The organism is Agrobacterium sp. rho-8.1, from assembly GCF_033957725.1.
Lineage (GTDB): Bacteria > Pseudomonadota > Alphaproteobacteria > Rhizobiales > Rhizobiaceae > Agrobacterium.
Map to the genome: position 1 here is coordinate 128,074 of NZ_CP192792.1, position 15,512 is coordinate 143,585.

Consider the following 15,512-nt stretch of genomic DNA (forward strand, 5'->3'; position numbering starts at 1 on the left):
TCGAAATTTATTGGCATGTATTCTGTGGGGTTATATCTTCACGAAAGGCCGGGAGCTTTTGCCGGACACATTCTTCGTCGGTCTTTAGGCGCAGAATGAGCTCACTGTGGCGTCCCTTGAAATCAGGTTGACCTAGACCTCCCTCGCTGCTCATGGGGTCAGCTTTCGAGTGTCAGGCTCAATTTCCAGCAGGAGAGCGCTTTCGGGTCTCAGCATCGGCAGAGGCAGGCCGGACAGGCCTAAGCGCGAAGTTGACGCTTCGCCCGACCCGTGGTGGGCAGTCGATGACTTGTGCTTCGTGTTCGAGGACCATGCCGGTGCGACCAATGACGTCCTTGATGCTACAAAGGCTCGCCAAGCGTTCTCGCATCCAAATTGGATCAAAGATCACGTCGCGCTGCCAGAAAATGCGACGATTGCACTACCTTGTATTGAGACACGCTGACGTTCGCCACATATCCGTTAGGTACGAACCGTCAGTGCGACGCTAAAATCGGGAGCGCGACGGCGAGCAAGGGATAGCGCAGATATTACGCTGCAGTATCTTGACGCGCGCAGTCGCCACTGGCCAAAGATGCGGGGACAGTTTTTTGGGAATTATCGAACGACATGACACTTGATATCAGGGGAAGCATCAAGAACACCAAGCTGAGCTCGAATCCGTATGTCGTTTTCGAAGAGCTTCTTTCAAATGCGATTGACTCCTTCTTGATACGCAAAGGCGCCCAGCCGTCGGTGGCTCAGCTGAAGGTAGCCATCAAGGTTGAGTTTACACGCGGCGATCTACTCGGAGACCATGAGGGGCTTGCCATCTCATGCACAGACAACGGGTGTGGCCTTGGCGACCCCCAGCTTCGAGCTTTCCTGACCAAGGACACTTCCTACAAGGATGACTTGGACATTCCCGGCATCGCCCAGTGCAAGGGGGCGGGCCGAATCCAGTTCTTCCATCATTTCGCCCAGCTCTCGATCGACAGCAATTTCCCAAGCGACGACGCTATTGTCCGTCGGCAGATGCGGTATGCTGAACCGCAGAAGCAAATCGACTTCGGTGATTTCGCAGACAGCGTCGGCGATGAATCCGATATCGGTACAGAGATTAGGCTTAGCGAATTCAAGGACTCCGCGCGAAGCCGAGCATTGCGCGGGGAAGCACCGAGTGCACTGTATTCCGCGCCTGCGCTGAAGAGGGAGATGCTCGTCGCATTTCTTCAGCGCTTGGTGGGACTTCAAACCCGCCTTGGCGAATTCGAGATAGTTTTCACCTCAAAGCGCTGGGACAAAGAAGAGGTGGAGACCGAGTACCTGCGTCGAACCAATTTGCCCGAGGTCACGGCGCAGCGATCTGTGCTGGTCGAGGAGCGGGACCCGCTAACCGGCAACGGGCTCACCACGTTTCAAACGTTCGACCTTTCGCACTACCAGCTCGATCCGAGTCAGTATGACCTTCCCAAGAACGCGATCGCACTATGCGCGAAGTCATCGCCGGTCAGAGACATCACGGCCCATTATCTTCGCACCCGAGCCGAGCAGAATAATCCGGTAAGCGGTTTCCATCACATTGTGCTTGTGGAGAGCCCGTTTCTTGACGATCGTGTCAACGAGCAGCGAGACGACTTCGAGAACATCCCTGACGAGATTCCGTCAGACATGTTTTCTTCCGATCGCATATCATATGCCGACATCCATGCAGCAATCGATCCAATAATCGAAGAAATGGTTGTCCCAGCAGACTGGAATAAGGAGGAGGTGCTTAACGAAATCAGTGAGCAGTTCGGCTTGAACGAGGCGATGCTCGCCGACACTACGACCCGGATTCGATACGGAGAGCCAGCTAAAGCGGTCGTCGAACGCGTCCTAAAAAAGTATCAAGAGCGTGTAATCGACGAGACGGCAGAGATTTTCTCGCTAAAGGAAGAGATATTAAAGGCCGAGCCGGATTCAGAGGAGTTCAGAACCAAGGTTCATGAGCTATCTTGGAAGTATACCGCCTCGCTCAAGAATTTTGATATGGCTAACCTGTCGCAGCTGATCGTTCGCCGGACAGCGATCGTGGAAATTCTGAGCCTCGCCTGCAAGAAGGAACTGTTGGTTCAGGCGGTGGTGAAAGGTGAACGGCGCAAAGATGAACGCATCATCCATAGCATTTTCTTCCCGATGCAGAAGGACAGTGCTGGTGTGTCTGATCACGATATCTGGTTACTTAGCGAGGAGTATCACTACTACGATTACATCTCATCGGACATGCCGCTGGCCAATATCACCTGGAATGGGGGCGAGAAGGTCTTCGACGAGGACATCGATGTGAGCTTCCAAGAGATTCTCGCCAAGCGCACCGACGACAACAGCAAGAAGCGCCCGGATATTGCACTGTTCAGTCAGGAGGGGTCGGCGATTATCGTTGAATTCAAGGCGCCCGGCGTCGCGATGGATGACCACATCGGTGATCTAACTGAATACGCACATCTGCTCGCGGCGAAGTCTGGCGGCAAACTGAAGCGGTTCTACTGCTACTTGATCGGTGATACGTTGAACCCACTGCGGATGGGGCCGGGCTGGACCCAGTTTCCGGTCGGTCAAGGCTGGTTCCAATCCGGCGAGTTGCGTGACCCCGTGTCGCGACAACAACTCGGCGAGACGTATTCGGAGATTTTGTTCTTTGATGATGTGGTGGATCGCGCGCGAAAGCGGATCGGCGTGTACAAAGACAAGCTGAACATAAATTTTAGTTAGGCCTGCTGGAAACAGAAGGGCATTTGCCGCAGTCAGAACTTCACCGCTCGACGATGAACCGAACTGTCACAAGTTGGGCGGTAGGTGACTGACAACGAGACGGAAACTGCTTCGAGTTCAATCGGGGCAGCGGTCTGTGTTTGAGCTTGATCTGCTGTCGTCGGCATGATTGGCCAGTCCATGTTGAAAGTCGGGCTCTTCCGACTTGGATATTATCGCAGCTGTCTGGGTTCGACAGCTGGTCAAGGGAATGCCGCAGATCGGCGACCGGATACTGGAGCAATGGCAGTTGGATGGATTTGGCCAGGCCCAAGTCAAGCTGCAAGAAAATTGGGCTCGCGGCTGATATTGCCCAGCACGACGTGCGCTCGCAATGGAGTAAGGATTGGGAATGAAGGTATTTTGGTCCTGGCAGAGCGACCGTGATCAGACGCTCCACCACTATTTTGTTCGCGATTCCCTGAAGGATGCATGCAAGCTGATCGCAAGCGATCCCGACTATCAGGAATCAGAACGGCCGGAAGTCGACCATGATATGAAAAATGTGCCCGGTACAGAGGACATTGCGTCGACCATTCTCTCCAAGATCGCGTCAGCGAATGTCTTTGTCGCGGACATGACACCAGTTGGCATCACAGACCCGGCTGCCCTGCAGCCTAGTGTCGTCCCCGATAAGCGACCCGAGCCCAAATATCTTCAGAACCCGAATGTCATGTCGGAACTCGGCTACGCCGAGCGCGCGATCACAAAAGGACGCATAGTTCTTGTCGCCAACGCGGCTCACTATCCTGGGCCAGAAGCGCTCCCCTTCGACTGGCGTCATCGCAGTGGCGCCAAAACATACACGCTGGCCGATGGGGCGACAAAAGCTGAGATCAAGGCCGAGCGACAGCGGTTTGCCGACGTCCTCAAGGCACATATTCAGCCAATCCTTGCAGCCCAGGTGCCAGCACAAGCAGCGCTCTCCGCAATCGTTTGGCAACCAGCGAGCGAGACGGATCCGGCGATCTGGGTAGGCGCTGAAGAAAGCCTTCAGTATCGCAACACATCGATGAGCGAGCCGCAGCGTCAGGTCAAATTAAACGCCGGCCGACGGATTTTCGCCAGGATCGCGCCGACGCAATGGACGCCTCCGCCGAGGAGCGATCTTGAATCCAGAATCTCAAAAGTGGGCCTTCACATCCGCAGCACCGACGGAGACTGGGGCCTTAGTCGCGAAGGCGCACTCTCGGTGGCTGCGAGACACCGTGGACTGCCGCCGACTTGAGCATCAACTGAACGGTCACCGACAAACCAGTCGTGATCTTTGGTGCCGTCATCCGTCATCCGTCATCCTGAAGAAGCTGGCGGCATCCCCCAAACAAAACCGGCTCAATCTGGCACTGCGCGAGATGGGGTGGATCGAGCGCTCGACTTTTATCTGCGACTGACTGCTCTATACCAAAGTTCGACGCTGGTCCCACGCCATCCTTAATAAGGGAGAAAGCCGCCATGCCCTCGCACGCGCCATCTTCCTTTACCAACTCGGCGAACTGCGCAACCGGGTCGCTGAAACCATGGCTAACCGGGCGTCCGGCCTCAACCTAGTCATCAACGCCATCGTCCCATGGAATACAGTCTATCTCAGCCGGGCAGTGGATTATGTCCAAGGCCAAGGCATCGTCATTCCCGATGAGCTACTTTCCCAGGTCGCACCGCTGCCATGGGCTCACATCGCCCTGACCGGCGACTATCTCTGGAACGAAATTGACAGACCCTTGAACGATACACGCGGAATTTGACGGAGGAGCCGAGTTTTGGACCACGCGGTTCTTGTACGGCTTCCGGGAAATGGAGGCGTCCTCCCTAGCTTCGGACCATGACTTGGCTACCTCCGATCGTTATATGGTACCGGTGCAGTTTCAAAAACGATGTCGTCTTCCTCGAGCCAGCACGCGGCTGGAGGAGATCCACCATGCTCTTGTCACGATTTGATAAGATACGACGGGTGCTGCGTATCCGTCGATGATACTGACTAACTGACTAACAGCACTGCCGCTTAGACGCGCCATTGGCCGCGGCAAGGTCCACCCCGCCAGCGGTTAATTTCGGTAATTGCCCGGGAACACAATGTCCTGATCGACCAGCACATTGAACTTGTAGCCGGGACGAATTTCGAGCGTCGGCTGAACGTCCATGTTACGCTGGATGGTCCGGTCTGCGACACGACCGAATGTTTCAGCGAAATTCCGCCGCGTCGCATCCGAGGCCGTGTCCTGGGTCGCGAGCGTCGAACTTTCCGGAACGGCCATATCGATACCTGTCCCGATCAGGGCGACCAGCACCGCCGAGCCGAATGTTTTCAAATAATGGTTGTTCACCTTGTCGCTGAAACCGCCGTACCCTTGCGCATCTGTCCCCGACATGCCGCCGATCTGCAAAGTCGAGCCGTTCGGGAAAATGATGTCGGTCCAGACAACGAGCACGCGCTTCTGTCCGAATGACACTTTGCTATCGTAACGGCCGAACAGCTTCGTTCCTTGCGGAATGAGCAGACGATGGCCTGTCGCGCTGTCGTAAACGCTCTGGCTCACCTGGGCGGTGATCCGCCCCGGCAGATCTGAATTGATGCCTGTGATCAGAGTTGCCGGAATGACAGAGCCGCGCTTGAGCTCGAAGGGCGATTGTTGGGGCACGACACGGTTCGGCAAGTAGCCAAGCTCTTTCAAGTCCGCGTTGAAGAAGTCCTCCTTGGCGCCTTGGGCATTGGGATCAACGTTTTGACCACCGAGCCCGGCGCGCAACGCGGCCGCGTAGAGATCAGGACCACTTACAGTGTTTGTCGACGTCGTTGCGGCTCTTGCAGCCGTGTCCGCGGTCGCATCATGCGTTTCAGCACGCCCATCCAATTTGCCGCGATTGATGGCAAGCGGCGCATCATAGGCAGCGTTGTTCGCCTGCAGGCGGGCCATCCGCTGGCGCTGCTGCTCACGCAGAAGCTGTTCCTGTTGTTCTCGCTGAAGACGAGCCCGCCAGACCGCTTCCGCTTCGAGGTCCTGACCGCGCTGCTGCACCTCGCGTTGCCCTGGCTGTGGCGTGAAGGGATTGCTGGCTTTTTCGTCGCCTTGTTTCGTCTCGACGGGCGTCGGCTGGAAGATGGTCTGCTGCTGTGGCTCGCCGATAATTCCGTCGGTGACGCCGCGTTTGATCTGGTCGGCAAAGGTTGAGGCCGGGTTGCCCGAACTGGTCTCCGGGCCGGTGTCCTTGCCGAAGTACAGTCCGCGCGAGGCAAGCCCATAAAAGATGACGCCAAGAAACGTGACGGCCAAGACGACAATAACGATGATCGGCAGGCGGTTGATCCGCCGGATAGTGGATGGGGCCTGGCTGTTTGGGGCGCCGCCGAGATTGAGAGATTGCACCATATGTTCCTCCCTCACCCGCGCCGCATGAGCGACAAGGCACTCGCTGGCGTCGCGCCACTTGCCGTGACGGAATAAGCGCGGCCGAGCTCGACGCTATTTGTCGATAGACGGGCCAGCACCTGACCATCGACGTCTAAGATCACATAGGCGAGCGGGATGACCGTCGCGCCGGTATCTGTCTTCTGGTCGGTGACGACGGCATAGCCCCATCCCTTCAGTGCTGCTTCCACCGCCTGTCCGAACGGCGAGGTACCAGTCTTGAGCGCAACGGTCGCTTTTCCCGGCCCGATTTGTTCGGCAAGGCGGCTCACCATGTCGCCGGCGATTGCACTGGCGGCGGGACCGGAGATTTCCGGTGGCGCAGTGCTGGAAACGAGCCCTTCTGTTCCGGTCGACTGGCATCCGGAAAGAAGGGCGGCTAGGGCGTAGGCTGCGGCAAAATTACGGAGGCGTTGCAAGGCGCGCGAATGGGAGAGAGGAATGTTCATTACCGCCCTCCCCGCTTGATGGTGATCTTTTCCTGTTTCCAACCGACCCCCGACACAAGCACCGCGCGATCGACATGGTAATCGACGACCATCATGTCGCCCTTCATAAGATAGTTGACGATCCGGTTCTGTCCGCCGGAGGTGACAAACAGAACGGGTGCATCCTGACCAGAAATCGAGCGGGGGAACTGAATGTAGGTTTTGAGCCCATCGGAATAAACCCGTGTTGGTCGCCAACCAGCGCTGCCCGAGACCGAATAGGAAAAGTTCAGCTGCTCGGCCGGAACGCCAGCGCCAGGGATGGTGCTCGCCTCGAGCCGCGCATTGATGTCAGCGAGCTTTGTCGAAACATCCTCCGGATATTCGAAGCCGACACGCGCCATATACTGCGTCGGATGGGACTTGAGCTGAATGTGATAGGTCCGCCTGGATGTCGTCACGACCATCGACGTCATAAGACCCGGCTCCGACGGTTTGACGATCAGATGGATGGCCTGCCCGCCAGCGGCACCCGAAGTCGCGGGCTCTACCTTCCAACGCACGGTGTCGCCGACCAGCACGTCGCGGACCACCTCGCCGCCTTGCAGTTCGATATCGCAAACCTGTAGCGGCGAGCAGACGACAGAGGGCTGGACCTCGCCGTAGAGGAAGATCACCTTTCCATCGGCGCCCTTGGTCACCAAGCCGCGCGACCCGCGCCACTGGGTCGAGATCCCCATGCCCTTTGCTTCGTTGGCGGTGACGCCGTCTGCCGCAAAAGCACGCAGAGGAGCAACCAATGAAGACGCCAACAGTGCCGAGGCGAGAACGCCCGTCAGCGTGGCCCGTGTTCTTGTGCGCGGGATGATCATGTTCGGGGCCATGCCTTTCAAAGCTGTGCTGTCCAGTCGAAGTCGCGGAGATAAAGACCGATGGGGTTCAAGCGAATGCCCCCCTCGTCCTGTGGCGGCGTCAGTGTCACGGTGGCGATCCCGCGGAAACGGCGGACTGCGGTTTCCTTGCCGCGACGGTCGCGCTCGAATTCTGTCCAGTCCATCTGATAGCTCTGGTTCGACAACGCGACGATGTTGTTCACCTCAATGGCGACAGTGGAGTTCTTCGCTTTCTCGAAGGGCGAGTTCGAGCGAAACCAGGCATTGACCTTCTCGGTCGCCGGATCGGATGTCCTCAGCAGACCATAGGTCCGGTCGATATATTGCTTCTGCACGACCGCGTCGGGCGTGACGCTCCGAAAGTTGGAGACGAAGCTGCCGAGGGTCGCACGCACCACGCGCGGATCGGCATATTCGATCTGTTGGGGGAAGCCGGCATTGACGGCCGTGCCGAGCTTGTCGACCTCGACGATATAGGGAACGAGCTTGACCTGCGTGCTCTGGTACAGTGCGTAGCCAAAGCCGATCACGGCCATGGTCATGCCGGCGATGCCGACGATGCGCCAAGCGGCGGCGGATCTGACATAGGAGCCATAACGCTCGTTCCATTCGTTGCGGGCGGCGATATACGGATTGGCAAAATCGGGATTATCGAGCGGATTGGGCCCAGTCATGGCGGATCGGCCTCCAGTTATTTGGTCTCGTTAAGGGGCGGCGGTGGAGGCGGCGATGCGGTACGACCCGGCTGCTGGTCGAGTTTGGCATTGGCGAGCCCGAGTAGGGATCCGGCATAGGCGCCGGGTGACCCGACCGCTTTTTCCTTCGCGGCCGAACCGACGGCACCTGCCGCACCGCCGATGCCTGCCTCCATGCCGCGCATCGCGGCACCGCCAAGGGATGCTCCCCCTGCCCTCGCCGCGCCTGCTGCCTGAAAACCTCTGCTGGCTGCGGCCGTCGCCAAAAAGCCGGCACCCGCCGCAAAGGATGCGGCCTGTCCGCCATGACGGATGGCTTCCATGCCACTGGTTACGGAGGCACCCTGGACCACGCCTTGCAGGATTGGCGGCACATACATGGCGATGACGAAGACCACGACCGATATGCCGGCGATCGCCAGCGTGGTGATGAACTGCTCTGATGTTGCTGTCGGTGCCTCGGCCAGGCCCAGCAGGATGTCGGAGCCGATCTTGGCGATCATCACCAGCGCCATCAGCTTCATGCCGACAGAGAAGGCATAGACCAGATATTTGATGGCGAAGTCCTTGGTATAGGACGTACCACCCAATCCGAGCATGATCATGCCGGCGAGCAGCCCGACATACATTTCCACCATCACCGAGACGAAGATGGCAGCGACAAGCGAGAAGCAGACGACAACCACGACCATGGCGAAGACGGCGGCGATCGCCAGCGCGTTATCTTCCCAAAGCCCGAACTTCGCCTGTTCCGACATCTTGGTCGCAACACGAATGCCGGCGTCGAAAATGTTGGCGGGCGAGGCCGAGCCGCCGCCAGCACCAATCTGGTAGAGACTATCGACGACCGCCTTGGCGAAGGCCGGCCCCCGGTCGAGGATGAAGGCGAACAATCCGATAAACATGATGCGCTTCACCAACTCGGCAAACCAGCTGTCGAGCGATGCGGCGTTAATTGCCAGCCATACAGCGGCGATGCCGACCTCGATGCCCGCCAGGATCCAGAACAAAGACCGCGCCGCGTTCATAACCGTCGTCTCCCAGCCTTTAGCGGCCGCGACGACGGAGTTTTCCAGGGTCGTCAGCACTTGACCTTGCTGCGCCAAGGCCGGCGTGCTCGCGACCAGGACGAGGCCGATCGCGATAAGGGCGGGCTCGATGCACCGGGAGGGATGAACGATCACCATCTTGGCTTCATCTCCTGGCCGCCGCGAATGTCGCGCTCGGCGTTGCCGCCAAAGAACTTTTCCCGGTGAGCCCGGCGGTCGGCGTCAGATGGAGCCTCTGGCGATGCTTCTTCCGGTCCAGACATGGGAGTCGGTCCCGGCTGGACGATCCACCTGGCGATGCCGACACCGGACGCGATGGTCCCCACGACAGCAAGGATGATGACAAGGCGCGGGCTCACCAGCGGGGCTCCATCGTCTGCCCGCCACGGATATCATGCTCGCTTCCGCTGAAGAATTTTTCCCGGCGCGCCTGGGCGAGATCCTTTTGCGCCTGCTCCGACTGAAACCAGGTGCCCATCATCGTCATCTGCTGGGAAACCAGACCCCGCAGCTTTTGCATTTGTGCGACCTGCTGGGCGGCGATCTGGTGTCCGACCTGCAGCGCCTTCATCTGCCCGTCGGCCGTCTCTGACATCGACCGCAGCGACGACATCGTGCTCTCCTCGCTCGAGAACTGGTCCGCCGTCAGGTTTGCGGCTTTCAGTGTGCCTCTGATCGTATCGCGGTTGGTGTCGGACCAGTTCTGGTATGTCGATGAGAAACTTGCTGCATCAGGCAGGTTGCTCTTCATCTCGGCAAAGCTCTGGAAACGCTGCTTGAGCACATCATCGATATTGCCCATCGAGAAGGCGACGCCCTGCCCTTGCTCCACGACGTTCTGCAGGTTCTTGAGGTCATTCTCGACCTGGCCCCAGATGTGGCTTGGCAACTGCGCCGTGTTCTGCAGCATGTTGTTGTAGATGTTGATCTGGTTCTGGATCTGCTCGGCAAGCTGCGAGATCTGTGTGATCTGGTTGTTGACCTGTTCGGCCGACTTGCCGACCAGTGAGATCAGCTCGGTATTGTTGGCGATCTGCGTCCATTCGGTCGCCTGACCCGTCACACCACCGGCCGAGGCCGGAGCTGGCAAAGCAATCGCAAGGGCGCTCGCAACGACGACGACCATAGGTACGGTTTCAAGATGTCGGGAAAAGTGTCTCGGCATGGGCGATCCCCCTTTGCTGGAGCCAATGGAGAGGCCATACGGCCCCGTGTTCGGAATGCAGGCTGCGAATGCGCTTGAGGTCTTCCTTGCCGGTCGCCCCGACAAACGAGAGTGCGACCGGACCGAGCGCCATGTTGAAGAGCCTTCGGCCCTCCGGTGAGACGACGTAATATTCGCGCTTTGGAATGGCGGTCGCGACGATCTCAATCTGCCGCTCGTTAAAGCCGATGCGCTCATAGAACTCGCGCGTGCCCGGTTCGCGTGCGGCCCCGTTCGGCAGGCAGATTTTCGTTGGGCAGGATTCCTTCAGCACATCGATGATCCCGGACCGCTCGGCATCCGAGATCGACTGGGTGGCGAGCACTACGGCGCAATTGGCCTTGCGCAGCACCTTCAGCCATTCGCGGATCTTGTCGCGAAACACCGGGTGGCCAAGCATCAGCCAGGCCTCGTCGAGGATGATCAGGCTGGGTGCGCCGGTCAGGCGTTTCTCGATACGGCGAAACAGGTAGGTGAGAACGGGGACGAGATTGCGCTCGCCCATGTTCATCAGCTCCTCAACCTCGAAGCACTGGAACGCGCCAAGCGCTAGGCCGTCCTGCTCGGCGTCAAGCAGCTGTCCCATCGGACCGTCGACGGTATAGTGATGCAGCGCGTCCTTGATCTCGCGCATTTGCACGCCCGAGACAAAGTCCGATAGCGAGCGGCCGCGGGATTCCGCCATCAGTGCCAACTGCCTGGAGATGGCGTTGCGATAGTCCGGCGTGATCGTCACACCTTGCAGCGCCACCAGCATCTCGATCCACTCGGATGCCCAGGCGCGGTCGCCGTCGGTCGACAGTTCTGCGAGCGGGCAGAAGGAGAGCGCCTTCACCTCACCATTTGCCGAAGAGCCGATATCGCCGCCGATCTGGTAGTGATCGCCATCGAGGCCCAGCGTCAGCGGCAGCATCGAGCCGCCCTTGTCGAAGGCGAACACCTGGGCATCGGCATAACGCCGGAACTGCGCCGCAATCAGCGCCAGCAGCGTCGATTTGCCAGAACCGGTCGGCCCGAAGATCAGAGTGTGTCCGACATCCTCGACATGCAGGTTCAGCCGGAACGGCGTCGAGCCGGATGCCACCTGCATCAAGGGGGGCGAGGCCGGCGGATAGAACGGGCAAGGCGCGGTCGGACTGCCCGACCAGACGGAGTTCAGCGGGATGAGATCGGCGAGATTGCGGGTGTTGATCAGCGGCTCGCGGATATTGGCGTAAGAAACCCCGGGCAGGCTACCGAGAAACGCATCCGTGGCGTTCAACGTTTCGATCCGGGCACCAAAACCTTCCGCCTGGATCAGGCGGCGGATCGCCTCGCACTTTTCCTGGAGCCGGGTCGGACCTTCTTCAAAGATCACGATGACCGGCGTGTAATAACCATAGGCGACGAGCTGGGAGGAGGCTTCGCCAATGGCGTCCTCGGTTTCCGCCACCATCATCATGGCGTCCTGATCGACCGAGCGTGACTGCGTCTGGAACAGCTGGTCGAAGAACGGCCGCACCTTCTGCTGCCACTTCTTGCGGGTGCGTTCGAGCCTTGCCCGTGCTTCTTCGGCGTCGAGGAAGACGAAGCGGGAAGACCAACGATAGGTGAGCGGCATGCGGTCGAGCGTGTTGAGAATTCCTGGCCAGCTTTCGGCTGGCAGACCGTCGATCGCCACCACACCAAGAAAGCGGTTCTCGACCATTGGAGTCAGGCCATGTTGCAGCTCGGCGGTCGCCAGCCAGTCGAGATACATCGGGATGTCCGGCAGGCGAACCGGATGGTTCTCGCCGGTGACGCAGAAGCGAATAAACTGGAACAGCTCGTCGTAGCGCGCGACGCGATAGCCGCCGCGCTCCGGCGTCTCCCGTGTCATCATCCGGCGGATCGAGACGACATTGGCGAGATACTGTTCGACCTCGCGGATCGAGGTCAGGAAGCTTTCGATTGCCTTGTCTGCATATTTGGCCGAGCGGCTGGCCGCATCCGAATAGATATACCGCGTCAGGCCTGAGCGTCGCGGCTCCGGCGGTCGCCAGGTCAGGATCAGCGCATGCCGGCTCTCGAAATGCCCCCTCTCCTTCTGAAAATGCGCTCGCCGCTCGTCGTCGATGGCGCGCGTTACCGCATCGGGAAAGTGGGATTCGGCCTCAGTCGGATAATCGCCGGTTGGCACCCTGATAGCCTCGACCTGGATCATCCATCCGGAACCCAGCCGCGACAAGATGGCGTTGATCTGTCGCGACACCTCGTTGCGCTCGGCATCGGTCGAGCTCTCGCTATCGGGGCCCGCGAAATACCAACCCGCCATCAGGGAGCCGTCTTTCAGCAGGATGACCCCATTATCGACGAGGCCGGCATAAGGCACCAGATCGGCGAATGACGGTCCGGAATGGCGGAATGATTTGAGGGCGACCATCTCCAATCCCTCAGAACTTGCGCCACGGCGACGACGTCGCGCGGTAAAAGTTCTTGTAGGAAATATGCCGGAGATAGACTCGGCGCATTAGCGGATCGGATTTGGCCATCATGCGGAGTGCCGCGACCGCGACCAGCCAGAACGCGATGCCGAACAGTGCCGCGTACCAGGTCAGTACGACGAAGATCAGGATGATGGCGGCCAGCGCCGTCAGCAGCACGAGCTCGCGGTCAGCACCCATCAACAGGTTCGGACGCGATAATGCCCTGTGCACACGCGAGCGTGCCAGAGATGAGCCGGCCTCAGCCATGAGCCCCCTCCCCCGCAGTGGCCGCCGTTATCGGCGGTTCAGGAGTGTTTTGCTCGGCCTGTGCATGAGCCTCGCCGATGGAGGCTCCGGTGGCGCCGAAGAGAGCAACGATCTGGGTAGCACCGAGGAGTACCCCGCCCACCAGCGCGACATAGCAAAGCCGTCTCGCGAAATCATTCAGCTCGCCGCCGAAGATCAGCATGGCGCCGGCAATGGCGACAGCAGCCAGCGCGATAAACCCGGCGACTGGCCCCGTGATCGATTGCTGGATCTGTTGCAGCGGCGATTCCCACGGAAGACCGCCGCCTCCCGAGGAAGCGAGTGCGGAGTCTGTGAGGCTGAGGCAAACGACGACAAGCGTCGCGCCGCTGAGAAGAATGGAGGTTTTATGCGACATGGCTGTCCTCATCGATCTGGGCATAATGTTCGGTCTGGTAGCGGCCGTTGCGGTATCCTTCGACGTGGATGACCTCACGGACCCGCCTCCCCTTCCCCGTTCGCTCAATAGAGACGACGAGATCGACGGCCTCTCCGATGACCTCTTGCATCGGCTGCTGGCTGGCTTCCGCCGTCAGTTGCTCGAGCCGGCGCAAGGCTGACATCGCCGTATTGGAATGGATCGTGGTGACGCCGCCGGGATGGCCGGTGTTCCAGGCCTTGAGCAGCGTCAGTGCCGCGCCGTCGCGGACCTCGCCGACAATGATACGGTCGGGACGCAAGCGCATCGTGCTCTTGAGGAGGCGGGCCATGTCAATGGCATCGCTGGTGTGCAGCGACACTGCGTTCTCGGCCGAGCATTGGATTTCGGCGGTGTCTTCGAGGATGACCATTCGATCGTCCGGGGACGCAGTGACGATTTCTGCGATGATGGCGTTCGCGAGTGTGGTCTTCCCCGAGCCCGTGCCACCCGAGATGACGATGTTCATCCGAGCGTCGATCGCGCTTCGAATGGCGGACGCCTGGGCTTGCGTCATCACCTTCGATTTCACATACTCTGTCAGTGGAATGAGACGCGAGGCACGACGGCGGATCGTGAATGCCGGTCCGGATACCACCGGTGGCAATAACCCCTCGAAGCGGTGTCCACCAATCGGAAGTTCGCCAGAGATGATCGGCCGCTCGTCGTCGGCCTCCGACTGCAGGGCATGCGCAACGCTGCCGATGACGACCTCAGCTGCGGCGGTGCTCATTGCGCCGGCCGGTGCCACGCCGTGCCCCAGCCGTTCGATGAAGAGGCGTCCGTCCGGATTGAGCATGATTTCGACGACGGTTGCGTCATCGAGGGCGGTGCACAGTTGGTCGCCAAGCGCGTCCTGTAGTTTGCGGACCAGGCGGGGATGGGAGCGGAGGTGGGTCACGCAGCGCTCCTGAGCAATGACCCATCGATCTTCGGGTTCGAATGGTAACCCTTTGGGCAAACCTGCTCAAAGCTGCTACGGTCGGCCGGCAGGCTTCCGGCGATAGCGATGGTGTTACCAATTGTGGCCGGTTCACCGAGACGCTGCATCGGCCATCCCGCTCGCTTCAGGATGCGCTCGAAGCGGAGATCGGTGGCCGTGACGATCTCGCTGTAGCCGCTTGCCATCGACCATTCGATGATCCCGGCAAACATGGTGAGCGTCGCAAGATGCAGTTGGCTCGCCTCCCTCTGCGAGATAAGTGAGGTATCGACGCAGAAGCGTGAACTCTCGACCATCCCAGGATGAGGGCGAAGCGAACCTGCATCGAGAAGCTGGAGGAAGGTCTGTTCCAGCATTGTGGGACCAGAAGCTGGAAGGAGACGAACGCAACCTGCGACCGTTCCACCGTCGGCAATTGCCAGAACATAAGTCGGTCTGCAATCATCGTACTGGTCGCGCTCTTCTCCCGCCGTGACGGAAACGTCCCAGGCGAGACGTCCGCCAAATACCGTCGCGCGAAGACGGTGCATCTGTCTCAGGAAGTCGCGATGGCGCTCGTATTTCTCGGGCGCGACGGTCAATATCCGCATGATGATCTCCGCTTGAACAAGGTCATGCGGACAGAGATCATCTCCTTCAACGTGTGCCTATGTGCAGATCTGCACCTCAGGTGATTCTAGCGAGTCGCTGGCCCGCCTCTTAGAATTTCAGCGCGTGGTGAGTTACGACGAGGAGATTCATGTGCAAATCTGCATTTCGCCCTAACGCGATCGACTTGCGCAAACAGATGTAAGTGACAGATTCAAATCAAAGAATCGGGATAAGCCGCTGATACAACGAAAACGCGTTAACTATTGATTAACTTTAAATATCTTGCAAACCGTGCTGGAATCGGTTGTGCTATCCACGGTAAATAGGTGTGTTTACGAAAATTACCGTGTGTACGAGAGGAAGTC

At 59.1% G+C, this 15,512-nt stretch carries 15 protein-coding genes and 1 pseudogene; 4 read left to right on the forward strand and 12 right to left on the reverse strand.

The genetic code is table 11. The features are described 5' to 3' along the window. The first annotated feature begins 609 nt into the window (after window positions 1-609). The 4 genes and pseudogenes from RMR21_RS25420 to RMR21_RS25435 form a co-directional block, all read left to right on the forward strand. Window positions 610-2,733: a hypothetical protein gene (locus RMR21_RS25420; protein WP_265615130.1), complete on the forward strand. Its 2,124-nt coding sequence runs from the start codon at window positions 610-612 to the stop codon at window positions 2,731-2,733. A gap of 205 nt (window positions 2,734-2,938) precedes the next feature. Beyond that, on the forward strand, window positions 2,939-3,079 hold the full coding sequence (locus tag RMR21_RS25425) for a hypothetical protein (protein WP_320187999.1): 141 nt from the start codon (window positions 2,939-2,941) through the stop codon (window positions 3,077-3,079). A gap of 45 nt (window positions 3,080-3,124) precedes the next feature. After that, window positions 3,125-4,000, forward strand: a complete 876-nt coding sequence (locus RMR21_RS25430; RefSeq protein ID WP_320188000.1) for a hypothetical protein — start codon at window positions 3,125-3,127, stop codon at window positions 3,998-4,000. A gap of 52 nt (window positions 4,001-4,052) precedes the next feature. Next, window positions 4,053-4,514, forward strand: a pseudogene (locus RMR21_RS25435) (Tn3 family transposase); the annotation flags it as partial. A gap of 300 nt (window positions 4,515-4,814) precedes the next feature. Here the strand turns inward: RMR21_RS25435 and trbI are convergent. Genes trbI through traI form a run of 12 tightly spaced genes read right to left on the reverse strand, consistent with a single transcriptional unit; the run spans window position 4,815 to window position 15,146 of the window. Further along, window positions 4,815-6,137 (reverse strand): IncP-type conjugal transfer protein TrbI, encoded by a 1,323-nt coding sequence (gene trbI / locus RMR21_RS25440; protein ID WP_320188001.1) that lies wholly within the window; start codon window positions 6,135-6,137, stop codon window positions 4,815-4,817. An 11-nt stretch (window positions 6,138-6,148) separates the two neighbouring features. After that, entirely contained in the window at window positions 6,149-6,625 is a 477-nt protein-coding gene (gene trbH, locus RMR21_RS25445) for a conjugal transfer protein TrbH (protein WP_320188002.1), read from the reverse strand. Continuing rightward, window positions 6,625-7,476, reverse strand: a complete 852-nt coding sequence (gene trbG / locus RMR21_RS25450) for a P-type conjugative transfer protein TrbG (protein ID WP_320188003.1) — start codon at window positions 7,474-7,476, stop codon at window positions 6,625-6,627. The genes trbH and trbG overlap by 1 nt, the downstream gene beginning before the upstream one ends. A 17-nt stretch (window positions 7,477-7,493) precedes the next feature. After that, window positions 7,494-8,171: a conjugal transfer protein TrbF gene (locus RMR21_RS25455; RefSeq protein ID WP_320188004.1), complete on the reverse strand. Its 678-nt coding sequence runs from the start codon at window positions 8,169-8,171 to the stop codon at window positions 7,494-7,496. A 17-nt stretch (window positions 8,172-8,188) separates the two neighbouring features. Continuing rightward, the gene (gene trbL, locus RMR21_RS25460) at window positions 8,189-9,379 is read right to left on the reverse strand and encodes a P-type conjugative transfer protein TrbL (protein ID WP_320188005.1); all 1,191 of its coding nucleotides are present in this window, start codon (window positions 9,377-9,379) and stop codon (window positions 8,189-8,191) included. Next, a complete protein-coding gene (gene trbK / locus RMR21_RS25465; RefSeq protein ID WP_320188006.1) occupies window positions 9,373-9,600 on the reverse strand; it encodes an entry exclusion protein TrbK in 228 nt (75 codons plus the stop codon). Before trbK ends, trbL begins: the two co-directional genes overlap by 7 nt. Next, window positions 9,597-10,367, reverse strand: a complete 771-nt coding sequence (gene trbJ, locus RMR21_RS25470) for a P-type conjugative transfer protein TrbJ (RefSeq protein WP_320188020.1) — start codon at window positions 10,365-10,367, stop codon at window positions 9,597-9,599. Before trbJ ends, trbK begins: the two co-directional genes overlap by 4 nt. A gap of 10 nt (window positions 10,368-10,377) precedes the next feature. Further along, on the reverse strand, window positions 10,378-12,846 hold the full coding sequence (locus tag RMR21_RS25475; RefSeq protein ID WP_320188007.1) for a conjugal transfer protein TrbE: 2,469 nt from the start codon (window positions 12,844-12,846) through the stop codon (window positions 10,378-10,380). Window positions 12,847-12,856: 10 nt separating this feature from the next. Then, a complete protein-coding gene (locus tag RMR21_RS25480) occupies window positions 12,857-13,156 on the reverse strand; it encodes a conjugal transfer protein TrbD (protein WP_320188008.1) in 300 nt (99 codons plus the stop codon). Continuing rightward, complete coding sequence (trbC, locus tag RMR21_RS25485; RefSeq protein ID WP_320188009.1) at window positions 13,149-13,553, reverse strand: conjugal transfer pilin TrbC; 405 nt, start codon at window positions 13,551-13,553, stop codon at window positions 13,149-13,151. The genes RMR21_RS25480 and trbC overlap by 8 nt, the downstream gene beginning before the upstream one ends. Continuing rightward, window positions 13,543-14,514: a P-type conjugative transfer ATPase TrbB gene (trbB, locus tag RMR21_RS25490; protein ID WP_320188010.1), complete on the reverse strand. Its 972-nt coding sequence runs from the start codon at window positions 14,512-14,514 to the stop codon at window positions 13,543-13,545. The genes trbC and trbB overlap by 11 nt, the downstream gene beginning before the upstream one ends. Further along, window positions 14,511-15,146, reverse strand: coding sequence for an acyl-homoserine-lactone synthase (gene traI, locus RMR21_RS25495; RefSeq protein WP_320188011.1), 636 nt, complete (start codon window positions 15,144-15,146; stop codon window positions 14,511-14,513). The genes trbB and traI overlap by 4 nt, the downstream gene beginning before the upstream one ends. Window positions 15,147-15,512 lie beyond the last annotated feature (366 nt).